Source organism: Curtobacterium sp. SORGH_AS_0776, assembly GCF_031453355.1.
In the GTDB taxonomy this organism is placed as follows: domain Bacteria; phylum Actinomycetota; class Actinomycetes; order Actinomycetales; family Microbacteriaceae; genus Curtobacterium.
The window spans coordinates 1,148,960-1,173,198 of sequence record NZ_JAVIYU010000001.1 but is presented as its reverse complement, the minus strand read 5'-3'; the positions used below and the strand labels follow the sequence as shown (position 1 = coordinate 1,173,198).

Annotated in this window: 24 protein-coding genes and 1 tRNA gene; 16 read left to right on the top strand and 9 right to left on the bottom strand. The window is 72.3% G+C overall.

Going from position 1 to position 24,239, the window contains the following annotated elements; translation table 11 throughout:
* Nucleotides 1-43: 43 nt before the first annotated feature.
* Entirely contained in the window at nucleotides 44-1,150 is a 1,107-nt protein-coding gene (locus tag QE359_RS05990) for a substrate-binding domain-containing protein (RefSeq protein ID WP_309778232.1), read from the top strand.
* 124 nt (nucleotides 1,151-1,274) lie between these two features.
* On the opposite strand, the gene QE359_RS05985 is transcribed toward QE359_RS05990, so the two are convergent.
* Both QE359_RS05985 and QE359_RS05980 read right to left on the bottom strand, forming a co-directional pair.
* On the bottom strand, nucleotides 1,275-1,652 hold the full coding sequence (locus QE359_RS05985) for a HepT-like ribonuclease domain-containing protein (protein WP_309778229.1): 378 nt from the start codon (nucleotides 1,650-1,652) through the stop codon (nucleotides 1,275-1,277).
* Nucleotides 1,649-2,164 (bottom strand): helix-turn-helix domain-containing protein, encoded by a 516-nt coding sequence (locus tag QE359_RS05980; RefSeq protein WP_309778227.1) that lies wholly within the window; start codon nucleotides 2,162-2,164, stop codon nucleotides 1,649-1,651. The genes QE359_RS05985 and QE359_RS05980 overlap by 4 nt, the downstream gene beginning before the upstream one ends.
* A 154-nt stretch (nucleotides 2,165-2,318) precedes the next feature.
* Here QE359_RS05980 and QE359_RS05975 point away from each other — a divergent pair, with 154 nt between their 5' ends.
* Nucleotides 2,319-3,320 (top strand): hypothetical protein, encoded by a 1,002-nt coding sequence (locus QE359_RS05975; RefSeq protein WP_309778225.1) that lies wholly within the window; start codon nucleotides 2,319-2,321, stop codon nucleotides 3,318-3,320.
* Nucleotides 3,321-3,325: 5 nt separating this feature from the next.
* Nucleotides 3,326-4,069 (top strand): hypothetical protein, encoded by a 744-nt coding sequence (locus tag QE359_RS05970; protein ID WP_309778223.1) that lies wholly within the window; start codon nucleotides 3,326-3,328, stop codon nucleotides 4,067-4,069.
* A gap of 25 nt (nucleotides 4,070-4,094) precedes the next feature.
* Here the strand turns inward: QE359_RS05970 and dcd are convergent, their stop codons facing one another.
* A complete protein-coding gene (dcd, locus tag QE359_RS05965; RefSeq protein WP_070417116.1) occupies nucleotides 4,095-4,682 on the bottom strand; it encodes a dCTP deaminase in 588 nt (195 codons plus the stop codon).
* 88 nt (nucleotides 4,683-4,770) lie between these two features.
* Between dcd and QE359_RS05960 the strand changes: the two genes are divergently transcribed.
* Both QE359_RS05960 and QE359_RS05955 read left to right on the top strand, forming a co-directional pair.
* Complete coding sequence (locus QE359_RS05960; protein ID WP_309778219.1) at nucleotides 4,771-5,862, top strand: GNAT family N-acetyltransferase; 1,092 nt, start codon at nucleotides 4,771-4,773, stop codon at nucleotides 5,860-5,862.
* A gap of 82 nt (nucleotides 5,863-5,944) precedes the next feature.
* A complete protein-coding gene (locus QE359_RS05955) occupies nucleotides 5,945-7,990 on the top strand; it encodes a cytochrome c oxidase assembly protein (protein WP_309778217.1) in 2,046 nt (681 codons plus the stop codon).
* A 35-nt stretch (nucleotides 7,991-8,025) separates the two neighbouring features.
* On the opposite strand, the gene QE359_RS05950 is transcribed toward QE359_RS05955, so the two are convergent.
* Entirely contained in the window at nucleotides 8,026-8,373 is a 348-nt protein-coding gene (locus QE359_RS05950; protein WP_070417120.1) for a hypothetical protein, read from the bottom strand.
* Nucleotides 8,363-9,430, bottom strand: coding sequence for a DUF6177 family protein (locus tag QE359_RS05945; RefSeq protein ID WP_070417121.1), 1,068 nt, complete (start codon nucleotides 9,428-9,430; stop codon nucleotides 8,363-8,365). The genes QE359_RS05950 and QE359_RS05945 overlap by 11 nt, the downstream gene beginning before the upstream one ends.
* 210 nt (nucleotides 9,431-9,640) lie before the next feature.
* On the opposite strand from QE359_RS05945, the gene QE359_RS05940 reads away from it, so the two are divergent.
* The 9 genes from QE359_RS05940 (at nucleotide 9,641) to QE359_RS05900 (ending at nucleotide 19,598) form a co-directional block, all read left to right on the top strand.
* Nucleotides 9,641-9,711, top strand: a tRNA-Gly gene (locus QE359_RS05940).
* Nucleotides 9,712-9,803: 92 nt separating this feature from the next.
* Nucleotides 9,804-10,763 carry a class A beta-lactamase gene (gene bla / locus QE359_RS05935; protein WP_309778214.1) on the top strand — a complete coding sequence of 320 codons (960 nt, stop codon included), beginning with the start codon at nucleotides 9,804-9,806 and terminating at the stop codon, nucleotides 10,761-10,763.
* Between the two features lie 69 nt (nucleotides 10,764-10,832).
* Nucleotides 10,833-12,101, top strand: a complete 1,269-nt coding sequence (locus QE359_RS05930) for an FAD-binding oxidoreductase (protein ID WP_309778212.1) — start codon at nucleotides 10,833-10,835, stop codon at nucleotides 12,099-12,101.
* Nucleotides 12,098-13,228 carry an FAD-dependent oxidoreductase gene (locus QE359_RS05925; protein WP_309778211.1) on the top strand — a complete coding sequence of 377 codons (1,131 nt, stop codon included), beginning with the start codon at nucleotides 12,098-12,100 and terminating at the stop codon, nucleotides 13,226-13,228. Before QE359_RS05930 ends, QE359_RS05925 begins: the two co-directional genes overlap by 4 nt.
* Nucleotides 13,225-14,787 carry an ABC transporter substrate-binding protein gene (locus QE359_RS05920; protein WP_309778209.1) on the top strand — a complete coding sequence of 521 codons (1,563 nt, stop codon included), beginning with the start codon at nucleotides 13,225-13,227 and terminating at the stop codon, nucleotides 14,785-14,787. Before QE359_RS05925 ends, QE359_RS05920 begins: the two co-directional genes overlap by 4 nt.
* Nucleotides 14,784-16,139 carry a M20/M25/M40 family metallo-hydrolase gene (locus tag QE359_RS05915; RefSeq protein ID WP_309778207.1) on the top strand — a complete coding sequence of 452 codons (1,356 nt, stop codon included), beginning with the start codon at nucleotides 14,784-14,786 and terminating at the stop codon, nucleotides 16,137-16,139. Before QE359_RS05920 ends, QE359_RS05915 begins: the two co-directional genes overlap by 4 nt.
* Before the next feature lie 38 nt (nucleotides 16,140-16,177).
* Entirely contained in the window at nucleotides 16,178-17,293 is a 1,116-nt protein-coding gene (locus tag QE359_RS05910; protein WP_309778206.1) for a glycerate kinase, read from the top strand.
* A 151-nt stretch (nucleotides 17,294-17,444) separates the two neighbouring features.
* Complete coding sequence (locus tag QE359_RS05905) at nucleotides 17,445-18,491, top strand: NAD(P)-dependent alcohol dehydrogenase (RefSeq protein ID WP_229085913.1); 1,047 nt, start codon at nucleotides 17,445-17,447, stop codon at nucleotides 18,489-18,491.
* A 147-nt stretch (nucleotides 18,492-18,638) separates the two neighbouring features.
* Nucleotides 18,639-19,598, top strand: coding sequence for a helix-turn-helix transcriptional regulator (locus QE359_RS05900; RefSeq protein WP_309778204.1), 960 nt, complete (start codon nucleotides 18,639-18,641; stop codon nucleotides 19,596-19,598).
* Here the strand turns inward: QE359_RS05900 and QE359_RS05895 are convergent.
* From QE359_RS05895 to QE359_RS05880, 4 genes are read right to left on the bottom strand one after another with little or no spacing between them, the layout of a single operon-like run.
* Nucleotides 19,595-20,995 carry a hypothetical protein gene (locus QE359_RS05895; protein WP_309778202.1) on the bottom strand — a complete coding sequence of 467 codons (1,401 nt, stop codon included), beginning with the start codon at nucleotides 20,993-20,995 and terminating at the stop codon, nucleotides 19,595-19,597. The two genes, QE359_RS05900 and QE359_RS05895, sit on opposite strands and share 4 nt — an antisense overlap.
* Nucleotides 20,985-21,764 carry a TIGR03943 family putative permease subunit gene (locus QE359_RS05890; RefSeq protein ID WP_309778200.1) on the bottom strand — a complete coding sequence of 260 codons (780 nt, stop codon included), beginning with the start codon at nucleotides 21,762-21,764 and terminating at the stop codon, nucleotides 20,985-20,987. The genes QE359_RS05895 and QE359_RS05890 overlap by 11 nt, the downstream gene beginning before the upstream one ends.
* Nucleotides 21,751-22,782: a permease gene (locus QE359_RS05885; protein ID WP_071303407.1), complete on the bottom strand. Its 1,032-nt coding sequence runs from the start codon at nucleotides 22,780-22,782 to the stop codon at nucleotides 21,751-21,753. Before QE359_RS05885 ends, QE359_RS05890 begins: the two co-directional genes overlap by 14 nt.
* Nucleotides 22,783-22,810: 28 nt before the next feature.
* Nucleotides 22,811-23,395 carry a TetR family transcriptional regulator C-terminal domain-containing protein gene (locus QE359_RS05880; RefSeq protein WP_309778199.1) on the bottom strand — a complete coding sequence of 195 codons (585 nt, stop codon included), beginning with the start codon at nucleotides 23,393-23,395 and terminating at the stop codon, nucleotides 22,811-22,813.
* 97 nt (nucleotides 23,396-23,492) lie between these two features.
* Between QE359_RS05880 and QE359_RS05875 the strand changes: the two genes are divergently transcribed.
* Nucleotides 23,493-23,807 carry a multidrug efflux SMR transporter gene (locus QE359_RS05875; RefSeq protein WP_071303405.1) on the top strand — a complete coding sequence of 105 codons (315 nt, stop codon included), beginning with the start codon at nucleotides 23,493-23,495 and terminating at the stop codon, nucleotides 23,805-23,807.
* Between the two features lies 1 nt (nucleotide 23,808).
* Entirely contained in the window at nucleotides 23,809-24,207 is a 399-nt protein-coding gene (locus QE359_RS05870) for a multidrug efflux SMR transporter (protein WP_309778198.1), read from the top strand.
* Nucleotides 24,208-24,239 lie beyond the last annotated feature (32 nt).

Sequence of the window (24,239 nt, the reverse complement as noted above, 5' to 3'; positions counted from 1 at the left end):
CCCTCACCACAGCACCACCCCTCAACGAAGAGAAAGCACTCACATGCGCAAGAAGCTCATCGCCGGCATCGGCCTGGCGCTCGTCGCGGGCCTCGCCCTCAGCGGCTGCTCGGCTCGCGGCACCTCCGGCTCGGACTCGGGCTCGAGCACCGAGATCAAGAAGGGCGACCTCATCGGTGTCGCCCTGCCGGCCAAGACCTCGCAGAACTGGGTGCTCGCGGGCGCCGCGTTCGAGAAGTCGATCGAGGACGCCGGCTTCAAGGCCGACATCCAGTACGCCAACGCCGGCAACCCCGTCCCGGACCAGCAGTCGCAGATCTCGGGCATGGTCACCAAGGGCGCCAAGGTCGTCATCATCGGTGCCGCCGACGGTTCGCAGCTCGGCTCGCAGGTCAAGGCCGCCAAGGCGAAGGGCGTCACCGTCATCGCCTGGGACCGCAACATCCTGAACACCAAGAACGTCGACTACTACGTGGCGTTCAACAACTACAAGGTCGGCCAGCTGCAGGCGCAGGCACTCCTCGACGGCCTCAAGGCCGAGAAGGGCGACGGCCCCTACAACATCGAGCTCTTCGCCGGTTCGGCGGACGACGCGAACGCCACCGTGTTCTTCAACGGTGCGATGAACGTCCTCGAGCCGAAGATCAAGGACGGCACCGTCAAGGTCACGTCCGGCCAGGAGACCTTCCAGAAGGTCCAGACCAAGGGCTGGCTCGCGCAGAACGCCCAGTCCCGCATGACGGACCTCCTGTCGCAGTACTACTCGGGTGACACCAAGCTCGACGGCGTCCTGTCGCCGAACGACACCCTCGCCCGTGCGATCCTGACCGCGACGAAGGCCGCCGGCAAGCCGAACCCGGTCGTCACCGGCCAGGACTCGGAGACCGCGTCGATCCCGCTCATCATGCAGGGCACGCAGTACTCGACGATCTACAAGAACACCACCGAGGAGGCGCAGGCCGCCATCGACCTGGTGTCCGACCTCTCGAAGGGCAACAAGCCCGACACCAAGATCGACAAGACGAACAACTACAACGGCGTCAAGACGGTCCCGGCGATCGAGCTCACCCCGATCCTCGTGACCAAGGAGAACGCGGTCGAGGCCTACAAGGGCAACGACACCCTCGAGGCACTCGCCAAGAAGGGCTGATCTCCCCGATCACACGACGACGGCCCCGTCTCGCTCCGGCGAGACGGGGCCGTCCCGCGTTCGCGGCGCGGGGGCACGCTCGGACTGGAGGCGCGGTCCGGGGCCGACCCGCGCCTCCAGTCCGTCACCGCATCAGGTCCGCTGCCCCTGCCGCGCCCCGACGGTCACCGCGCGCTGCGTGCGCGGCGCGCAGGCGGTGGACCGCCTCGCAGAGCGACGGCACGTCCACCCGGGCCGTCCCGAACACGACGGCCGGCGTCGTGTCGAAGTACCGCCGGGTGAGGCGTTCGCCGAGGAGCGACACCCGCGACCACGGGATGCTCGGCTCGGTCGACGTCACCGCGCTCGGGAGCATCCGGACCGCCTCGCCGATCTCGACCAGTCGCATCCGGACCGCGTCGTACACGAGGCCCTCCGGCAGTGCGTCGTCGTCGACGTAGGCGCGGATCACCCCGCACGCACGGATCACGTCGTCGAGCAGGTCCCCGACGTCGCGGCTCACAGCGGCACCGCGTCCCGGACGGCGTCGGCGCCCATGCCGGCGGCGTCCACCACGTCCACCCGCACGCCGAGGAGCTGTTCCGCCTCGTCCTGGATCCGCATGAGCGCGAAGATGCCGAGCCCGGGGTCGAGGTCCACCATCAGGTCGACGTCGCTCGCCGGGCCGTCCTCGCCCCGGGCCACGCTGCCGAAGAGCCGGGGGTTGCGGCCACCGAGGCGCTGCACGATCGCGACGAGTTCCCGCCGTGCGGCCATCACCCGTTCGCGGAGGGGCGGCGGTTCCTCGACGGGGTGCAGGACGATCGCGGCCGTGAACCCCGCTGCGAGCAGGAGCCGCTGCAGTGCGGCGAGGGACGGCTCGCGGCGTCCGTTCTCGTAGGTGCTGATGACGCTCTGCGTGACGCCGGCGCGGTCGGCGAGCTGCACCTGAGTGAGTTCGGCGCGGAGGCGGGCGTCCCGGATGAGCCCGGCTGCCGACACTGGCGGCGCGGGTCGTGGGAGTACTGCGGACATGCGGCCACGATACACAGAATGCGACATTTCTTTACGCACATCCTGCGATTCGGAGTGCCGCGTCCAGGAGATTGCGTCGGGCGATATCGCGGGCCGCGTTACGCCGAATACAAGTTTTTCCTCTCGACGTCCGCTTTGCTTGTACGATCACGCCATGGACGTCGTGCGAGGCCTCGAGCTGCTCGAGACAGTTGCGCCCGACCTGGACCTCTCCGTCCGTGCGACCTCGTCACGGACCGCCAGTCTGACGTCTCGGCAGGGGCTCCGCCACGTGCTCATCCGGGCGCTCGACACCCCTCCGACCCCGGCGCGCGTGATGCGTGAGCTGGGCACTCTCGGCCGAGGCGCGATGGCGGCTGAAGCGCTGCTGTACGTCGTTCCACGATCGACCGCCTCCCTCCGCGCGATCGCGCTCGCTGACTCGCGGGTGATCGTCGCGGCCGTCGACCAAGGTGCCGTACTGATCGACGGCACCGAGTGGTCGCGGACGCCCGTTCCGGCCCCGGTGCGTGGCTCACGCGGCCGCACGCCCTGGGGACGGTTCGCGCTGATGCGAGCGCTCGTGCGCACCGGCGCTCCGCGAACACAGTCCGAACTCGCGAGCGAGACGGGCGTCACCCAGCAGGCGATCGCGCTCGCCCTGCCCGCGTTGCACAGCCTCGGCGTGGAGCGAACGGCCGGAGGATGGGTCGGTCGTGATGCCTCAGCACTGTGGGACGAGTTCCTGTCGGCGTACCCGGGCCCGTCGGGGGTACGCCGACGCTGGACGAGCGTGGCCGCGCTCGACCTCCAGCGGCAGCGGGCAGTCGAGGCAGCGCGCTCCGAGTCACGTTCGGTGCTCGTCTCCGGCGACTCGGCCGCCGACACCCTCGCGCCGGTTCGTCGCCCGGTCGTCGCGGTCCTCTACAGCGAGGCCGACCTCGACCTCGCGGCACGCTTCACCACGGCACCACCCGGTGACGAGACGCTCGCGGTGGTCGTCCCCGCAGATCCCACCGTCTTCGCGACCGCTCGAGCCTGGGACCCGCACGGCGCACCGACGCTCACGGATCCGCTGGTCACGGCATGGGAGGTCGCCAACTCCCGGGGTCCCGACCGCGACGACGCGGTCTTGGCACTGCGCCGCGTCACGCTCGACGGGCGGGACGAACGGTGATCCGTGTGAGCGTGGTGGTCCCGTGCACCTCGGTCGCCGACGAACTCGCTTTCGCCTCGCTCGGTGACGCAGTACGCGCGATCGCCGATCGCAGCGCCGCGCGCATCGTCGGAGGCCACATGGTCGGACTGCTCCTGACAGCGTTCCCGGTCGACGGCCTCGCGGCGCGGCGGACCGTCGACGCTGACGCGGGCGTGAGCACTGAGATCGCGGCCCGCGGTGACGTGGTCGACAGGCTGCTCGCCGACGGGTACCGGGCAACCGCCGGAAACCGGTTCGAGCGGGACGGCCGAACGATCGACCTGCTCGTGGAGTCGCTCGACGGACGCTTTCGCCCACGGCACCTCGGCGGGCGGCACTTCGACGCGAGTCCCGGCCTCGACGTTGTCCTCGCACAGGACCCGATCGAGGTCGACACGACCGTGGTCGACACCCACGGTCGCGAAGAGCGCTTCGTGGCCCGGGTCCCGACCGTCGAGATGGCGACGATCCTCAAGACGTACGCCTGGGCTTCGCGCCGCTCCACGAAGGACCTCGCAGACCTCGGGCACCTGCTGGAGATCCGTCATGCACACGGTGCCGCCGCCGTCGGCGGGTGGGCCCTCGACACCGAACCGGTGAGCGGGCGCCGGCTGGACACCGCACGAACCCTCCGGAGCATCAGGCCGGCCGATGCACGATTCGCGGACTCCGGGATCGCCGGGCCACGCTTCGTTGCGCTGATCCGGGAGTACGTCGCGGTGGTCTGACGTCCGACGTCCACCCGGGTGCCGGTCAGGAGCGGCGGGAGACGTCCGTCCGAAGGAAGTTCTGCGCCGAGCGCGACGGCGTCGGACCGCGCTGCCCCTGGTACCGCGACTGGTACTCGGCGGAGCCGTACGGCTTGTCGGCCGGGCTCGACAGCTGGAAGAAGCAGAGCTGGCCGATCTTCATGCCCGGCCAGAGCTTGATCGGCAGGGTCGCCACGTTCGAGAGCTCGAGGGTGACGTGCCCGGAGAAGCCCGGGTCGATGAAGCCGGCCGTGGAGTGGGTCAGGAGGCCGAGGCGCCCGAGCGAGCTCTTGCCCTCGAGCCGTGCCGCGATGTCGTCGGGCAGCGTGACGACCTCGTACGTCGACCCGAGCACGAATTCCCCCGGGTGCAGGACGAACGCCTCGTCCGGGTCGGTCTCGACCAGCCGGGTCAGGTCGGGCTGGTCGACCGCCGGATCGATGTGCGGGTACTTGTGGTTGTCGAACAACCGGAAGAACTTGTCGAGCCGGACGTCGATGCTCGACGGCTGGACGAGCGAGGCGTCGTACGGGTCGAGGCCGATCCGGCCCTCGGCCAGCTGGGCGGTGATGTCGCGGTCGGAGAGCAGCACGCGACGAGCCTAGCGGCAGCGGAACGGCACCGGTAAGCTGCGAGGCTGCCCAGCGTCGGGCGGCGTCACACGGCCAGGAGGAACCGACATGACCGCGTACACCGTGCACGAACTCGACGTGCCCGCCACCATGGACGACGACGCCGTGACGGTGCAGGCCTTCCGCGACTGGGTCCGCGTGCAGAACGCCGCCGAGGTCGCCGTCACCCGGTTGCCCGAGATCCTCTGGACGCCCGAGGAACAGCTGCCGTACCTGCTCGACCCCGAGGCACCGAGTCGCCTCTTCGTCGTGCGCGATCCCGACGGCGAGGTGGTGGCCGCCGGCTCCTACGACACCAAGCAGGCACCGGGGACCCCGAACTGCTGGATCGCGGTCGCCGTCGCGCCGGACCACCAGCGGCGGGGCATCGGCACGCTGCTGGCCGAGCACCTCGAGGGCATCGCCCGCGACGACGGTCGCACCCAGTGGAAGACGTGCGCGGTGTCACGGCAGGTCGGGCCTGCGTCCGGACCGGGGTACCTCGTCCCGCCCACCGGCCACGGCGCCGTGCCCGAGGACGAAGCCGGCGCACGGTTCCTCAGCGGGCGCGGCTGGCGCTTCGGGCAGGTCAACCGGATCAGTCGCCTGGCGCTGCCGGCCGACCACTCCGTGGTGCGCGAGCTCCACGACCGGGCAGCGGCCGCCGCCGGGCCCGACTACCGGGTGCACGCGTGGGCCGGGCCGACGCCGGAGCAGTGGCTCGACGGCATCGCGCTGCTCGAGACCCGGATGAGCACCGACGCTCCCGAGGGCGACATGGAGGAGCCGGAGGACGTCTGGACGCGCGAGCGACTGCAGGAGCACGAGGCGCAGCTGCAACGCTCGCCGCGCACGATGGTCACGGTCGCGGTCGAACACCTCCCGACCACCACGTTGGCCGGTTTCACGCAGCTGGCAGTACCGGACGCGGTGCACCAGCCGGTCATGCAGGGCGACACCCTCGTGCTGCGGGAGCACCGCGGGCACCGGCTCGGCTGGCTGCTCAAGGTGGCCGGGATCGAACGCGTCGAGCAGGACTTCCCGGGGCGACCCTCGATCATCACGTTCAACGCCGAGGAGAACCGCCCGATGCTCGACGTCAACGAGGCGGTCGGGTTCGTGGGCGTCGGGAGCGAGGGCATCTGGGAGCGCCGCGTCTGACGTCGTGACCTGAGGCGGGCCGCAGCCGGTGCGCGCGACGCACGCCGCGCCTCCAGGCCCACACGCCTACGATTGGACGGTCATGACCGTCACGTCACCCGAAACCCAGCCAGGAGGCGCGGCGCCGGAATCGGCGCCCGTCACCGCGCGCACGTCCACCGTCGCGACGGTCCTCGTCGTCGCCGTCCCGCTCGCGGTGGCGTGCTCGATCCTCGGGATGACGCTCACCGGCGCCTTCACCGCGAACCAGCAACTGGTGTCCGCCGGCGACTTCGTCGAGTACGGACTGCCCGTCGCGCGCGTCGTGCACGACACCATGGCGGCACTGACGATCGGCCTGCTCGTCGTCGCGGCGTTCGCACTCCCGGCGCAGAAGAAGGACCACCGGGCGATGTCGAGCGTGCAGCACCGCGCCGCGCGCTGGGCGGCCGCGACGGGTTCGGTGTGGTTCCTCGCGGCCGTGGTGAGCATCGTGCTGACGGGCGCGAACACCCTCGGTGTCCCGCTGACGAACCCGGTGTTCGCGCGGAACTTCACCCTCTTCGCGTTCCAGGTCGAGATCGGGCAGGCGCTCGTGGTGTCGGCCGTGGCGATCCTCGTCGCGACCGTGGTCGCCGCCTTCGCCACCCGGGTGACGACGCTCGCGGTGGCGACGGTCGCCGGGCTGTTCGCCCTGCTGCCGCTCGCACTGTCCGGGCACGCGGCCGGGTCGCTCGAGCACGCGAACGCGGTGAACTCGCTCGCGGTCCACCTCGTCGCCGTCTGCGTCTGGGCCGGTGGCCTCGTCGCCGTGCTCGTCCTGCGCACCCGGACGAAGGGCGCCACCGGTCGGGTCGTGTCGCGGTACTCGACGCTCGCGGGGTGGGCGTTCGCCGCGGTCGCCTTCTCGGGCATCGTGAACGCGTCGCTCCGCCTGACCGGCCCGCTCGACCTGTTCACGACGACCTACGGGTGGCTCATCACCGTCAAGGCCGCCATCCTCGTGCTGCTCGGGCTCGCCGGGGTCGTCCAGCGGCGGCGGCTCGTGCCGGGGCTCCTCCGCGCGCCGCTCGACCGCCGGGTGTTCGTGCGGTTCGCCCTCGCCGAGATCGTGTTCATGGCGATCGCCATCGGGGTCTCCGTCGCCGTCTCCCGCTCGCAGCCGCCGATCCCGCAGACGCCGGAGACCGGGGACGACACCCGCTCCGGACTCATCGGGTTCCCGTACCCGCCCGCGCAGACCGTGCAGACCTACCTGACCCAGTGGCACATCGACTGGGTGTGGCTGGCGCTCGCGGTCGTCGGTGCCGGCTGGTACCTGCTCGCCGTCCGGAAGCTCCGGAAGCGCGGGGACAAGTGGCCCGTCGGACGCACGATCGCATGGCTGCTCGGGTGCGCGCTGTTCATCTGGACGACCTCGGCGGGGCCGGCGGTCTACGGGATGATCCACTTCTCGTCGCACATGCTCCAGCACATGCTGCTGATGATGTTCGTGCCGCTGCCGCTCGTGCTCGGCGGCCCGGTGCTGCTCGCGCTGCGGACCCTGCCGGTGCGGAACGACGGCTCGCGCGGTGCCCGTGAGTGGCTCATGCTCTTCACGCACTCGCGGTACATGCAGTTCCTCGCGAAGCCGGCCGTCGCCGGGGTGATCTTCGCCGGGTCCCTCGTCGTGTTCTACTTCACGCCCGCGTACGAGTACGCCATGCAGTCCCACGAGTGGCACGTGGCGATGATCGTGCACTTCGTGTTCAGCGGGTACCTGTTCTTCTGGGTGTTCGTCGGCGTCGACCCGGGCCCGAAGCGGCCGCAGTACCCGATCCTCATCATCGCCCTGCTCGCGACCCTGGCGTTCCACGCGTTCTTCGGCGTCGCGGTCATGACGTCGGAGTCGGTCTTCGCGATCGACTGGTTCCACGCGCTCGGGCAGACGAACGACGCCGCACTCCTCGCCGACCAGCACACCGGCGGCGGGATCGCGTGGGGCGCGTCCGAGCTGCCGATGGTGTTCGTCGCGCTGCTCGTCGTGCGCAACTGGGTCAGGTCGGACACCCGTGACGCGAAGCGCCTCGACCGCAAGGCGGAACGGGACGGGGACGCGGACCTCAAGGCGTACAACGAGCGCCTCGCGGCGATGCACGACCGCGACTGACGGGGCGCGGCGCGCGACGCCCGCGCGGAGTCCGCTCAGTCGCCGTGGACGATGCAGACCGCGTCGAGGTCCATCGCGGCCTCGAGCGCGGCGGAGATCCCGGACTCGCCGTCCGCCCCCTCGGGCGTCACGGTGTCCACCCACCACAGCGGCGTCGACAGCGTCGGGGCGTCCGGCAGGATCCGCTCGACCTCGTCGAGGGCGTCCACGCGCCGCACCGCGAGCACCGTGATCACGGGGTGCGTGGCGTCCCGGCAGACCTGCATCATCGGGCCGTCGTCGAGCGCCCGGACACCCCAGGACTCGTCGTGCAGGAGCAGCGCCTCGGCGACGTCGCGCGTCTCCACCGGCCCGCGGCAGAGCAGGGTGACGTCACGGGGCACGGTGACCGCCGAACACGTGCGAACCGTCCCCGACGTGGCCGTCCAGCGTGCCTTCGTCGTGCGCCGGGTCGAGCGGGGCACCACCGACGAGCTGCAGGAACCGGTCCTCGTCGATGCGGTCGAGGAACGCCTCGAGCGCTTCCCAGCCGTCGTCGAAGCGCACGACGAGACCGCCGCCGCCGAACGTCGAGGTGGTCGTGCGGGGCGGGGGCCACACGCCGTCCCGGTCGAGGAACTCGGTCGCCTCGGGTCCGACCACGACCGCGAGCGGCGCGGGTTCGCCGTGCGAGACGGCACGGACGAGGTGGTCGGCGTCGCCACGACGCTGCATCACCACACCGAAGACGGGTTCGACGTCCTCGGCGACGCGGTGCACGGCGTCGAGGAGCCGCGGCGCGAGCGTCTGGTCGGCGCCGTCCTCGGGGATCGTGAGCACGGCGGACATCGTCTCGACGACCACGCCGTCGAGCAGGTGCGCGGTCATCGTCGCCGAGAAGCCCTCGCCCACGGCGTACGACGTCGACACCGCCGGGGCCTCGTGCTTGGCGTACTGCGTGACGACCCAGCGGTCCCAAGGCACGGTGAGCGGTTCGGCGGTGCCCCAGCGCGTCGGGCAGGTGCCGACCGTCTCGCAGAGGGCCTCGATCGCGGACCCGATGTCGATCGCGCGTTCGGCGTGGTGGCGCAGCGTGAGGTCGATGCTGATCTGCCGCACCGAGTCGCGTGCGACGGGGTGCTCCGGCGAGGGGGTACCGACGAGCTCGGGGCCGCGGTGCACGAAGTCCTCGATGCGGGAGGCTGCGACGCCGGTCCTTCCGTCGCGGAGCGTGCCGTCGGGATCGGTGACGGCCCACGCGGCCCCGTACGCGCCGAGGGCGTGCCGGAGCGCCGGTGTGAGCGCGGAGCCGGGCCCGGTGCGGAGGACGACGAAGCGTCCGGACTCGGATGCCCGACGGAGCAGGGAGGCGAGCGCCTCGGTCAGCCACACCACCGGCGAGGCCGAGTCGACCACGATCGCGGGGCCGACCACGTCGTCGATGAGGGGATGTCTGACCATCCGGGTCCTCCTCGGGTTCGCGGGTCGCTCGATCCACCTGGACGGTACACACGGGGGCGACACCTGTCCGTCAGACGGACCGGCTCACAGCGGAGACACGGGTCCGGCCAGGAGGCGCGCTGCGGGTCGGCAGCGCCACGCTCGGCGGGCACTCGGCTGGCGTCCAGCGCAGAATCCGCTAGGCTTGCGACGTCCCGCTGAGCGGGGTGCGCGAGTGTAGTTCAATGGTAGAACTCCAGCTTCCCAAGCTGGTAGCGCGGGTTCGATTCCCGTCACTCGCTCCGACACGAAGGGCCGCCCGACCGGGCGGCCCTTCTGCGTGTGGCCCCGGAGCGTGCGGGCACCGTCCAGGACCGCACGCGAGAGTGCTGCCATGCGCGCCACCGCCCCACTCGTCGCCGGCATCGTCGCCGCACTCGCCCTGACCGGCTGCAGCGGCGGGAGCCCGGGCACCACCGCGGCCGCACCGTCACCGACGCGCACACCCCCGTCCTCACCGACGCCGATGCCCTCGCCGACCCGGACCATCACCGCCGCCGACCGGGCTGCCGTCGCCCGCACCCTCGCCGACCTCGAGCGGGAGTACGACGCCACCGTCGGCGTCGTCGCGACCGACACCACCACCGGCGAGACCGTCGCGTACAACGGCGACCGCCGCTTCGGCTACGCGTCGACCCTCAAGGCGTTCGCGGCGGCGCAGTTCCTCCGCGCGGTGCACGGCGCCGACCGGGACGAGCGGGTGCGCTGGAGTGCGGCGGATGCCACCGCCGCTGGCCACTCCCCCGTCACGAGCGAGCACGTCGCCGACGGCCTGACGATCGCCCAGCTCGCCGAGGCCGCGGTCCGGCAGAGCGACAACCTGGCCCTGAACCTCGTCCTCGACCGCATCGGAGGCCCCGCGGGTCTCGACCGAGCACTGGCGGAGCTCGGGGACCGCACCACCGAGGTCGTGCACGACGAACCGGCCCTCAACACGATCGAGCCCGGCAGCACCGGGGACACCACGACCCCGGCGGCGTTCGCGGCGACGCTCGCCACCGTGCTCGACGGCCAGACGCTCGGACGCTCCGACACCGCGCTGCTCGAGCACTGGATGAGCGGCAACGCCACCGGCGACACCCTCGTCCGTGCCGGCGCTCCCGAGGGCTGGACGGTGGTCGACAAGTCCGGCGGCGCGGGCGGCATCCGGAACGACGTCGCGCGCGTGACCCGGCCGGACGGCGGCCCGATCGTCATCGCCGTCCTCACGACCCGCAACGCCCCCGACACCGCCTACGACGACGCCCTCGTCGCGCGGTCCGCCGCGGCGGTGCTCGACGCGTTCGACGGCTGACGGCCGCCCCGCGTCACACGGCGTCATGCACGACACCTGTCGGGGACGCCGGGCAACTACGATCTGGTCATGTCCTCCCCCGACTCCCCCACGGTCGTCGTCGGCGCCGGCATCATCGGTCTGAGCACCGCGTGGCACCTCGCCGACCTCGGGCAGCGCGTCGTCCTCGTCGACAGCGGCCCCGCCGCCGGTGGCACGACGACCGCCGGCGCCGGGTTCGTGGGCCAGTGGGCGGCCGGGTACGCCTGGTACTGGAACGAGTCCGAACGCGACGTCGAGCAGTACGGCATCGACTTCTACCGGCGGCTGGCCGAGTCCGGTCACGGTCCGACGGGCTACCGCCGCAACGGGAACGTCTGGCTGACGGTCACCGAACAGGGCCGCGCGGACCACATCCCGCCGTTCGAGGACCACCCGCTGCGCCCGGCCGGTGCGCGGACGCTCACCCCGGCCGAGGCGGCCGACCTCGTCCCCGGACTCGACCCGTCCGCCGTGACTGCCGGCTTCCTGCACCCGGACGGCATCCAGATCAGCGCGCCCGACACGGCCGCCGCGCTGGTCTGTGCGCTGCGTGCGAAGGGCGTCGAGATCCGCGAGCACACCGCGGTCGCGGGCCTGGAGGCGCGGGACGGCTCCGTCACGGGCGTCCGGACCGCGGGTGGCGAGGTCATCGACGCCGCGCGGGTCGTCCTCGCCGCCGGCAGCTGGACGAACGCCCTGCTCGCGCCCCTCGGTCGCGAGCTCCCGACGGTGCGCGTGGTCGCGAGTCGCCTCGTCACGAAGCCGTTCGGCCTGCCGGGCACGCTGCCGACCCTGATGCTCCCCGAGCTCGAGGGACTCTGGATCCGGGAGCACCGCGGCGGCCTGACCTACGGCGCCGGGAGCGGGTACGAGGCGCTGCACGTCGGTGGCGCGGACCGGGGCACCGATCCCGCGCGCCGCCCGGTCCGGACGGACCTGCTCGACGCCATGCGGACCTCCGTGCACCCGATCGTCGCGCGGCTCCTGCCCGCGGCGGCGAGCGTGCTCGGAGCGGACGAGACCCCGACGCAGGGCGTGGTGTCGATGACCGCCGACCGGAACTTCATCGTTGGCCCGGTCCCCGAACTCGCCGGGCTCGTGGTGGCCGGCGGGGACAACGAGTCCGGCGTCACCCACGGCCCCGGTCTCGGCCGGATCGCCGCCGAGCTGAGCGTCACCGGGACGACCACCCTCGGCGACGCGAGCCGGTACGACCCCGCACGCTTCCCGGCCCGTGCGCCGAGCGAGGCCGACGTCGTGGCGATGATGCCGGCCCGACGCGAGGCCGATGCCCGACGAGCCGGAGCGACGGCATGAGCGACCGGACGACGACGCACGTCGTGATCGGCGGCGGGGTCGTCGGCGCCGCCACGGCGTACGCCCTCACGCTCCGCGGCGAGCGCGTCGTGCTCGTCGAGCAGCACGAGCGGGGGCACCACCGGGGGTCGTCGCACGGCGCCACCCGGATCTTCCGGCAGGGCTACGCCGATGCCGAGTACGTCGCACTGACCACCCGGGCGCTCGCGCTGTGGGAGGCGCTCGAGGCCGCGGCGGGCGAGGAGCTGATCGTCCGGACGGGCGCCGTCGACCACGGGCGGCCCGCGGTCGTCGACGCCATCGCCACGGCGCTCGCGGACGCCGGCATCCCCCACGAGACCCTCAGCCCGGACGCCGCCGCCGAGCGCTGGCCGGGCATCGCGTTCGAGGGGCACGTCCTGACGCACGCGACCGCGGGGCGGATCCGGTCCGACCGCGCGATCGAGGTGTTCCTCACGCTGGCCGACCGCACGGGGCTTGCCGACCTCCGCTTCGACACCCGGGTCACCGGGCTCGAGGACCACGGCGACGAGGTGACCGTGGCGCTGTCCGACGGGTCCACCCACCGCACGTCCTCGGTGATCGCGGCCGTGGGGTCGTGGGCACCCACGCTGGTGGGCGACCTGCTCGCGGAACGCGGGGCGCGCCTCCCGGCCCTCCGTGTGACGCAGGAGCAGCCCGCCCACTTCCCCAGCCACCTGCCGGACGAGGCCTGGCCGAGCTTCGTGCACTGGGCCGACGGCGACGACGTGTATGGCCTGCTGACCCCGGGCGAGGGCGTCAAGGTCGGGTTCCACGGCACCGGCCCCGTGGTCGACCCCGACCACCGCGACTTCACCCCTGTGCCCGCCGAGGCCGAGCGCCTGCAGGCGTACGTCGCCCGGTACGTGCCGGGTGTCGACGCGACGAAGCCGACGTTCATCAGCTGCCTGTACGACAACTCCCCCGACGAGGACTTCGTGATCGACCGTCGAGGTCCGGTCACGGTCGCGACCGGGTTCTCCGGCCACGGCTTCAAGTTCGCTCCGTTGCTCGGCGACATGATCGCCGACCTCGCGACCGACGGGCCACCACCCCCGGCCCGCTTCTCCCTCTCGAAGCACCACCCCACTCCCTCAGGACCATGACGACCCGACTCCTCAGCGCCATCGCGCTCACCGCCACCGCCGCCGCCGTGCTCACCGGTTGCGCGTCCACCGGCTCGTCCGGCACGGACGCCGTCGATGGGCTCGTCGTCGGCACCACCGACGTCGTGACGTCCCTCGACCCGGCCGGCGCCTGGGACCGCGGGAGCTACACGGTGCAGACGCAGCTCTACCAGCACCTGCTCACCTACCCCGCCGGGAAGACCACGACCAGCCCCGAGGTCGCGAAGTCCTGCGACTTCACCGACGGCACGCACTACGTGTGCGAGATCCGGGACGGCCTCACGTTCTCGAACGGCGACGACCTGACCGCCAAGGACGTGGTGTTCTCGTTCGAGCGCCAGGTGTCCCTCGGGTCGACGAACGGCCCGGGCTCGCTGCTGGCCAACATGGCGTCCGTGTCGGCGGCGGGCAGCACCGTGACGTTCACCCTGAAGCAGGCGGACGACCAGACGTTCCCGTACGTGCTCGCGAGCATGGCGGGGGCGATCGTGGACTCGAAGGTGTTCTCCGCGACGAAGGTGCACGCGAACGACGGGGTCGTGGGCTCCGGGCCCTACGCGCTGCAGGACGCCGCGGACGGCGGGGCGACGATCGCCCTCACCGCGAACACTCGGTACGACGGCGACGCGCCGGCCACGAAGAGCGTCACGATCAAGCAGTACACGAAGTCCGCGGACCTCAAGCTCGCCGTGCAGAAGGGCGACGCCGACGTCGCCTACCGCCAGCTCACCCCGACCGAGGTGACGTCGCTGTCCTCGGACGACTCGCTGCAGACCGTGCACGGCGACTCCGGCGAGGTCCGGTTCCTGGCGTTCAACCTGCAGACGATGCCCGGGAAGGACGCCGCGCAGAAGCAGGCGATCCGGCAGGCCGTCGCGGCGACGATCGACCGCGAGGCGATCGCGAAGGACGTCTACCAGGGCACCTACACCCCGGCGTACTCGATCGTGCCGAACGGGTTCCAGGGCGCGACCGAGGCGTTCGAGGACGCGTACGACGGCGCCGACGCGAAGTCGATCCTGCGTGATGCCGGTGTGACCACTCCGGTGCGGCTGCCGATCGAGTACACGACCGACCACTACGGCTCGGGCTCCGACGACGAGTACGCGCTCATCCAGCAGCAGCTCGAGGACACCGGCCTGTTCACGGTCGACCTGCAGTCGGCCAGCTGGGACACCTACGTCGGGAACGTGGGCAAGGGCGAGTACCCCGTGTTCCAGCTCGGCTTCTTCCAGGACTACCCGGACGCCTCGTCATACCTGACCCCGGCGTACGGCGCGACCGACGTGAACCTGCTCGCGAACCACTTCGACGACGCCACGGTGAACGGCCTCGTCGCGTCGCAGGCCGTCGAGCCGGACGCGGCGAAGCGGAAGCAGCAGATCGAGCAGATCCAGCAGGACACCGCCGATTCGGTGCCGCTCATCCCGCTGCTCGCCGGGCAGGAGAACGTCATCGGGCAGGAGTCGCTGACCGGGCTGTCGAAGTCGGTCGACGCGTCCGGCGAGTTCCGGATCTGGGAGATCGGGCGCTCGTGAGCAGCTCCCCGCTGCGCGCCGCCGTCCGCGCCCGCATGCCCGCCGGGCTCGACGACCTCGCCGCGCTCGTCGCGATCCCGTCGGTCCACGACCCCGCCGTGCAGTCGCTCGACGACTGCCACCGGGTCGCGGAGGCGGTGCGGGTCGCGTTCGGCGACCTCGGCCTGGAGGCGCGACTCGCCACCACCGCGGACGGCTCGCAGGCGGTCATCGCGACCCACCCCGCGCCGGCCGGGGCACCGACGGTGCTGCTCTACGCGCACCACGACGTGCAGCCCGCGGGCGACCTCGCGGCCTGGACGAGCGATCCGTGGACCCTGACACCGCGGGACGGGCGGCTCTACGGTCGCGGCGCGGCCGACTGCAAGGGCGGGATCGTCACGCACCTCGTGGCACTCCGGGCGCTGCTCGACGTGCACGGGGCGTTCCCGGTCGGGCTCGTCGTGGTCGTCGAGGGTTCGGAGGAGCAGGGCACCGACGGCCTCGAGCAGTACGTGTCGTCGCACGCCGCCGACTTCCGGCACGTGGACACCGCCGTCGTGATGGACGCCGGGAACGCCGCGGTCGGGGTGCCGGCGCTCGTGACGACGCTCCGGGGTACCGCGTTCGTCGAGCTCCGGGTCCGCGCGCTGCGGGGCACCGTGCACTCCGGGATGTTCGGCGGGGCGGCGCCGGACGCGATCGCGGTGCTGGTCGCGCTCCTCGCCACGCTCCGGGACGAGGTCGGGGACACCACGGTCGACGGCCTCGACGCCTCGCAGACCTGGGACGGCCTGCCGTACGACGCCGACCGGTTCGCCGCCGACGCCGGGCTGCTCGACGGCGCGGTGCCGATCGGCTCGGCGGACCCGGCGTCCCAGGTCTGGGCACGCCCGGCCCTCACGGTCGTGGGCATCGACTCCCCGGCGGTCGCGGGGTCCTCGCCGTCCGTTCAGGCGACCGCCGGTGCCGCGCTGAACCTCCGCGTGCCGCCGGGTGTCGACCCCGCGGCGGCCGGCGAGATGCTCGTCGCGCACCTGCTGCGGCGTGCACCGGCCGGCGTCGAGGTGACGGCTCGGGTCACCGGGGTGGGCGCCGGGTTCCGTGCCGAGGGCGGTCCGTCGTCGGCGACGTTCCGCGCGGCGCTCTCGGAAGCGTACGACGGGGCCCCGGTCGGGTCGCTCGGCGGCGGCGGCTCGATCCCGCTGTGCGCGACGCTCGAGCGGGCGATCCCGGACGTCGAGGTGATCCTGGCCGGGGTGTCCGAGCCGGCGGCGAACGTGCACGGCCCGGACGAGAGCGTCGACCCGTCCGAGATCGAGCACATGGCCCTGGCCGAGGCGCTCTTCCTCACCTCGCTGACCACCCCCTGACCCCGCGAGGCGCGCGGGCCGTCCGCTACGGTGGTGCCGTGCGCATCGTGGTGGCTCCGGACTCGTTCAAGGGGACCGCGACGGCGGCCGAGATCGCAGCGGCCGTGCGCGACGGCTGGCTCGCCGAGCGTCCGGGCGACGAGGTCGTCCTGGCACCGATGGCGGACGGCGGCGAGGGCACGCTCGAGGCCTTCGAGACGGCGATCCCGCTGACCGTCCGGGTGCCGATCACCGTCACCGGTCCCGCCGGCACCCCCGTCGACACGCACTGGCTGCAGCTGCCGGACGGCCGCGCCGTGGTGGAGCTCGCCGCCACGAGCGGGCTCCCCCTGCTGCCCGAGGTCCTGCCCGACACCGCGACGAGCCGGGGCTTCGGCGAGGCGATCGCCGCCGCCCTCGACGACGGCGCGACCGGGCTCGTGCTCGGCATCGGCGGCAGCGCCTCGACCGACGGCGGTGCCGACGCCCTGATCGGGCTGGGAGCACTCATCCATATCGATCCCGCGGTCCCCGAACACCCGCCGCGACCGCGTCAGGGCGCCGAGCTGCTCGACGACGTCACCGGCGTGGACACCACGTGGATGCGCCGGCTGCCGGAGCACGGCGGCATCGTGCTGACCGACGTGACCTCGCCCCTGCTCGGACCGACCGGCGCCGCCGCGGTGTTCGGCCCGCAGAAGGGCATCGCCCCGGAACGGATCGCCGCTTTCGACGCCCGGCTGGCCGACTGGGCGCGCTGCTTCCCCGACGTCGACCCGACGACCCCCGGCGCCGGAGCGGCCGGCGGTGTCGGGTTCGGACTGCTCGCCTGGGGTGCGACGCTGGCGGGCGGAGCGGCCGCCGTCGCCGAGGTCCTCGGGCTCCCGGCGCTCCTCGACGGCGCCGACGTCGTGATCACCGGCGAGGGCCGGTACGACGGGCAGTCCGCGGCCGGCAAGGTGCCGAGCGTGGTGCGGACCCTCGCGTCGACGCACGCACCGGGTGCCCGGGCGATGCTCGTGGCCGGGGCGATCGACGCCGCGCTCGACGACTTCGACGCTGCCGCCTCGCTCACCGTGCTGGCCACGCAGACGACGGGCGAGCCGGACGACGCCCTCGCCGACCCACTGCGCTTCGCCCGGATCGCCGGCCAGCGGCTCGCCCGCCTGGCCTGACGCACGGCCAGCCCGGCGAGCCCGGCGCCCGCGCGCGACACGCCCGCATTCCGTGCAGGGGTGCCCCAACGGGACCTCCCACCCGATGGCGCGCTCCACCACACTGGTGGAGGGTCGGAACCGGCCCGGACGCACCACCCACGAGGAGACCATGCGCACCGTCAACGCGTACGCCGCACCGTCGGCCACCGAGCCGCTCGTCAAGACCACCATCACCCGTCGCGACGTCGGCCCGAACGACGTCGAGATCGACATCGCCTACGCCGGCATCTGCCACTCGGACATCCACACCGTCCGCGGCGAGTGGGGCGAGATCCAGTACCCGCAGGTCGTCGGCCACGAGATCGTCGGCCACGTCACCTCCGTCGGGGAGAACGTCACCAAGCACCAGGTCGGCGACCGCGTCGGTGTCGGCTGCATGGTGAACTCCTGCGGCGAGTGCGAGAACTGCGTCAAGGGCGAGGAGCAGTACTGCCTCAAGGGCAACATCCAGACCTACGCCGGCGTCGACCCCGCCGACGGCAGCATCACCCAGGGCGGCTACTCGCAGGCCGTCGTCGTGAACGAGGACTTCGTCCTCCGCGTCCCCGAGTCGCTCGACATCGAGAAGGTCGCACCGCTGCTGTGCGCCGGCATCACCACCTACTCGCCGCTGCACCACTGGGGCGTCGGCCCCGGCTCGAAGGTCGCCGTGATCGGCATGGGCGGGCTCGGCCACATGGCCGTGAAGATCGCCGTCGCACTCGGCGCCGAGGTCACCGTCCTGTCGCAGACCACCTCCAAGCAGGAGGACTCGCTCCGCTTCGGCGCGAAGGCCCACTACGCGACGAAGGACCCGGAGACGTTCGAGAAGCTCGCGAGCTCCTTCGAGCTGATCATCAACACGGTCTCCGCGAAGATCCCGATGGGCGCCTACCTCGGCCTCCTCAAGGTCGACGGCACCCTCGTCAACGTCGGCGCACCGTCCGAGCCGCTCGAGGTCCCGGCGTTCGCCCTGATCCCCCGCCGGCTGAGCTGGGCCGGGTCCGCGATCGGCGGCATCCGCGAGACCCAGGAGATGCTCGACTTCTGCGCCGAGCACGGGATCCTGCCGGAGACCGAGCTCATCAGCGCCGACCAGATCAACGAGGCCTACGAGCGCGTCCTGTCCTCGGACGTCCGCTACCGCTTCGTGATCGACGCGGCGACGCTCGCCTAGTACGCGACCACCAACGCGACGGGAGGCGCGGTGCCAGCTGGCACCGCGCCTCCCGTGCGTGCAGCGGTCTGTCCCCACAACGCGAGCCGGTCGTCCGGCTGGCGCAGCTGGCGGGCCGGGCACAGCCGTTCACGCCAGACTCGATGCATGAGCAGCACGGCGGAGGAGGGCCCCGCATCCCTCGTGTCCGTCGCCGGGACGGACACCGACACCGCTGTCGCCGACCTCGCCGGCATGTACGCCGGCCGTGCTTGGCACTCCGGCCGCACCGACGGCGACTACTGGTACCGCTACGTCGGGATCGGCGACGAGCGGATGAGCATCCGACGGTCACAGATGCACGGATCGCTCCGCGGGGACGTCGCCGTCGAGGGCGAGGTCGTCGTCCAGTGGATCGACAGCGGCTCCGCGTCCATCGACGTCGGCCGCGACGAGATCCGCCTGCAGCACGGTGTCCCGACACTGTTCCCGATCGAGCGACGCTTCGACATGGACTACCGCGACTGGGACCAGCGGCTCGTGCACCTCGACCGTGACCTCGTGCTCGACGTCGCGTCGGAGCGGTACCTCGTCGACCGCACGGTCGACTTCGACCGGACGACGCCGCCGACGCCCGCGGCGATCGCCGAGTGGCGCCGAGCGGTCGCGCAGTCCGTGCAGGCACTGCGCACGTCGGGGAACGAGTCGCTCGCCTGGCACGAGGCGCAGCGCGGGGTCGCGTCGGCGCTCCTCGACCTGTACCGGTTCCGCGCCGAGGCGGTCCCGGCGGGATGGGGACAGCACCGCAACGCACGCATCCGGGCGGCCGTCGAGTACCTGCACGCCCACGCGCACGAGCCGTTGACGGTGTCGGACCTCGCACGGGCTTCCGACCTCAGCGTCCGCGGGCTGCAGGAGGCGTTCCAACGCACCCTGGACCGGTCGCCGATGCAGTACCTGCGAGAGGTCCGCCTCCGTCGCGCCCACGAGGACCTCGTGGCCTCCCACGTCGGTCAGGTCTCCGTCGCGGATGTCGCCGCCCGGTGGGGTTTCACGCACATGGGCCGCTTCTCGGGCGAGTACCTGCGTCGGTTCGGGGAGTACCCGAAGCAGACGCTCCGCCGCTAACCGACCTCGTCGCCGGACGGCAGCGCCGTGCACCAGTCCACGGACCCGGCGACGACGCTCGCCTCGAGCGCGCCGGACGCCGCGTCGACGATGCTCACGAGCACACCGCCGGCCGACTTCGTCGCCACGGCGACGAACTGCCCGTTCGGGGACGGGCAGACGGCCGTGACGCTCGCGTCGTCGGGGACGGAGACGGGCAGCCTGGAGGCGCGGCTCCCCTCCACGCGCACGATGCGTTGCGCGAGTGTCCCGTCGGCACGCACGTCGCCCACCACGCGCAGGTAGCCGTCGTCGGTGAGCGGGGCGATCCGGCCGAGGTACGCCGCGTCGGTGCTGCCGGCCGGCGCCCGCAGCGCGGTGCGCTTCCCGTCCGTCAGGTCGAGGCGGACGATCCCCGTGCCGGTCTCGACCACCGCCGTGGTGCCGGTGCCGACGAAGCCGTGCAGGTACGTGGCGCTCCCCAGCCGGACGGGGTCGGTCCGCCCGCTCATGTCGACGAGCACGAGGTCGTCGCTGCCGGTGCGGACGAGGGCGCTCTCCGTGCGGGGCACGTAGGCCCACTGCCCGACGCTCATCGGGACCGCCCCCGTGCTCGGCTTCCCGCTCGCGTCGATCGCGGTCGGCAGGTGGGTGCCGGTCATGTCGACGACGTAGAGCCCGACGTTGCGCGACTGACCGGTGGACGTGTCGGCGTACTCGAAGCCGAACGAGGCGCCGTCGTCGGCGGCGTGCAGGGCCGTGACACGTCCCTCGGCGGTCGGGAGCGTCAGGTGCTCGACCGGGAGGTCCTCGTCCTGCACCCCGCCGGCGAGCGGCACGATGTCGACCGACGACCCGGCGTCCGTGCCGCTCACCACGACGAGCGACCGGCCGAGGCGGACGTACTCCGAGATGCCGGCGCCCTCGTACACGGTGGTCGCTCCCCCGGCGTCGAGGGACCGGCGGACGATGCGGTCCTTCCCGCCGGCGCCACCCGGGACCAGCGCGAGCACGTCCGTGGTGCCCGTGCGGATCGAGGTGCGGAGGTCGGCGGTCGCGCGCTGCCCCGGCGCCCGGACGCCCGCGACCGAGATCTCGTACGAGCGGTCGTAGGCCAGGGGTCCGGTGAACTCGACCGCGATGGTGTTGCCGCTCGACGTCACGGTGTGCGCCGCTGCCGGACTGACCCGGACGTCCTGCGCCGACACGCGCTCGATCGCCTGGTTCGCGGTGAGGATCACGCGCTGTGCCGGTCGGGACACCAGGCCGGAGGCGTCGTACGACACGTCGCGCAGCCGTGGGCCCTGCTGCGACCCGACGACCGCGGCCGCGGTGCCGACGACGACGAACACCAGCACGGTCGCGACGAGTCGACGGCGGAAGCGGTTCCGGGGGCGTTCTCGCAGCTCAGTACTCATACGGGTCCTCGGGCTGCTCGACGCCCCGCACCGTGGCGGCGCGGATGACGATGCGGGCGTCGGCGGACTGGTCCGGGTTGGCGGCGAGCGCTCCGCGGACCCGGACCCATGCACCCTGGGCCGGGACCGTCCCGTCGGTGTCGACCCCGATCCCGACGGGTTGGGCGTCCACCGCGCAGCAGCTGATCACGAACCGGGTGAGGGTGAAGGAACCGTCCGCGCCCGGGACGACGAAGCCCGTCAGGTCGACCCGCTTGCCGACGAGCGACGTGGTGTCGGTCGTCTGCCGGATGAGGGCGGCCCAGTCCTTGACGCCGTACTCGGAGGTGTCGACCGAGGTGCTGCCGAGCAGGGACACCGCGGCCTGGGACCCGGTGGCGTTCGACAGGGTCGCCGAGTCGACGCTCCGCTGCTGTGCCGTGCGTGCGGACAGCGTCGTCGGGGGCAGGACCAGCATGGCGGCGGTGACCCCGACGGTGACGAGGGCGGCCACGCCGCTGAGGACGATCCGTGTGCGCCGAGCCGCGCCTCCTGGGCGGTGGTCGTGCCCCTCGTCGTGATCGTGCCCGTGTCCGCGCGCGGTCACCACCAGGCCGGCGATCGACGCGGGCACCGCGACGGCCGCGAGCACGACCGTGAAGACCGAGTAGCGCGGGTTGATGTACAGGTCGAGGTGTCCGGCGAGGGCGAGCCACAGCGTGCACAGCGCCACCGCGAGCACGGACCCGAGGCCGAGGGACGACGACAGGCGGGACTCAGACGAGGACATTCATCACCAACCCGACGGTCGCGGCGAACAGGACGCAGACGACGGCGAGCAGCACCAGGAAGCGCGCACGGAACGTCGTCCGGAGCAGGGCGATCATCTTCACGTCGATGATCGGCCCGATGATGAGGAACGCGGTGATCGACCCGGGGAGGAACGTCGACGCGAAGGACAGCGCGAAGAAGGCGTCGACGTTCGAGCACAGGGAGACCGTCATCGCGAGGAGCATCATCGCCGCGACGGAGAGCACCGGGTTCGCGCCGATCGACACGAGCGTGGACCGGGGCACGGCGACCTGGATCGCTGCGGCGAGCCCGGCGCCGACGAACAGCGCGGGCATCATCGTCGCGGTCTCGCCGCCGAACTGCGCAGCGCTGTCCCGCCAGCGGTTCCGGGACCGAGGGGCGCCGACAGCCGCTCGGCAGCGGGCCTCGAACGCGGGCAGCAGCAGCTCGGTCGGACGACGGTGCGCGGCGACGATCCAGCCGACGAGGTTCGCGATGACGAAGCCGCCGACGATGCGCACGGGCAGGATCCAGCCGGACCACCCGAACGCCTGGGCGGTGCTGATGATCACGAGCGGGTTGAGGATCGGGGCGGCGACGAGGAAGGTGACGGCCTCGGCGGGCGTGAAGCCGCGCATCATGAGGCCGCGGGCGAGGGGCACGTTCCCGCACTCGCACACCGGGAAGAGCATGCCGATCAGGGAGATCACGGCCCGCCGCGGGATCGGCCGCTGCGGCAGGACCTTCTCGAGCGCGCCGACGGGGACCCACACCTCGACGACGATGGACAGCAGGATGCCGAGCACCACGAACGGCAGGGACTCGACGACGACGCTGATCGCGAGCGTGAGGAAGTCCTGCACGACGTCGGGCAGACCGGCGGTGCCGACGGCCGGCGAGAGCAGGCGGATCCCGAGGAGCACGGCGACGGCGAGCAGCACCAGCCCGGGGCCGGTGAGGCTCCGGGAGCGGGACGCGGCGGTGGGGCGCTGCTGCGGCGGCGTGGTCGTCGTCACCGGGCAAGGATAGGCCGCTCGCGCGCTCCTACGGTGAGCGCCGCGCGAGCCCGTCGAGGTGCCGGTCGAGCACGTCGATCGCCCAGTCGCCGGACTCCCCCGGGGCGAGCCGCACGAGGTGCATCGCGAGCCCGTCGATCAGCGCGTGCAGCCGGCGGGCCTCGTACTCGCGGTCGGCCGCCGGGACGCCCACGAGCTCGAGCACCTCCTCGCTCCACTCCCGCATCTCGACCACGACCAGGTCGAGCGCCGGCCGCAGTTCGGCGTCCGTGAGGGCCGCGTTCGCGAGCGCCAGGTACACCTCGAGCTCGATGACCCGCTCGTCGTCGAGGGGCAGCAGCTCGAGCAGGAGCTGGTGCGCGCGCTCGCGGGTCGGCAGCCCGTCGGGGATCGCGGCGATCCGTTCCCGGGTGCGGTCGAACACGAGCGTGATGGTGTGCTCGCGCAGGCTCGACTGCGTCGGGAAGACGTAGCGGACGGTGCTCGGCGGCAGCCCGGCCTCGGCCGCGACGTTCCGCACGCTCAACGCGCCGAGGCCGTCACGGGCGAGGACCCGCCACGCCGCCTCGGACACGGAGCGACGTCGTTCCTCGATGTCGATGCTCCTGGCCACGGGCCAATACTCGCACAGTCGTACGAGTTCGTGCTACCGTGGAGTTCGCTGTCGCACAGTCGTGCGACTTGCGGATCGAGATCGAAGGGAGACCGTCGTGGCGTGGACAGTCCTCGTCCTGTCGGGCGTGCTCGAGGCAGTGTGGGCCACTGCACTGAGCGCATCGAACGGCTTCAAGAAGGTCGTGCCGACGATCGTGTTCGTCGTCGGCATGGCACTCAGCATGGTGGGCCTGGCGTTCGCCATGAAGGAGATCCCGGTCGGCACCGCCTACGCGGTCTGGGTCGGCATCGGCGCATCGCTCACCGTGATCGTCGCGATCCTCCGCAGGCAGGAGGCCGCGTCCGTCGCCCGGGTCGCCCTCGTGCTCGGGCTCGTCGCCTGCGTCGTCGGCCTGAAGGTGGTGAGCTGAGGTGCCGTGGATCGTCCTGTTCGTCAGCGCCGCGCTCGAGACCGTGTGGGCCACCGCCCTCGGTGCGAGCGACGGCTTCACCGAGCCCCGTCCGACGATCGTCTTCGCGATCACCATCGTGGTGAGCCTCGGGGCCTTCGGGTACGTGCTCAAGCACATCCCGATCAGCACCGCCTACGCGGTGTGGACGGGGACCGGAGCGGCCCTCACGGTCCTCTGGGGCATGGCCACCGGCGCGGAGCCCGTGACCGCACTCCGCCTGCTGCTCATCGCCGGGATCGTCGGGTGCGTGGTCGGCCTGAAGCTCGTCCCGGCCCGCCCGGCCCACGCCGCTACCAACCCGCGAGGCTCGGCCCCGCGGACACTTCCGCGCGAGGAACGCGCGAGTTCTGTCCGGTAGCCCGAGACTCGCGACGGCGAGGTGGGTGGCGA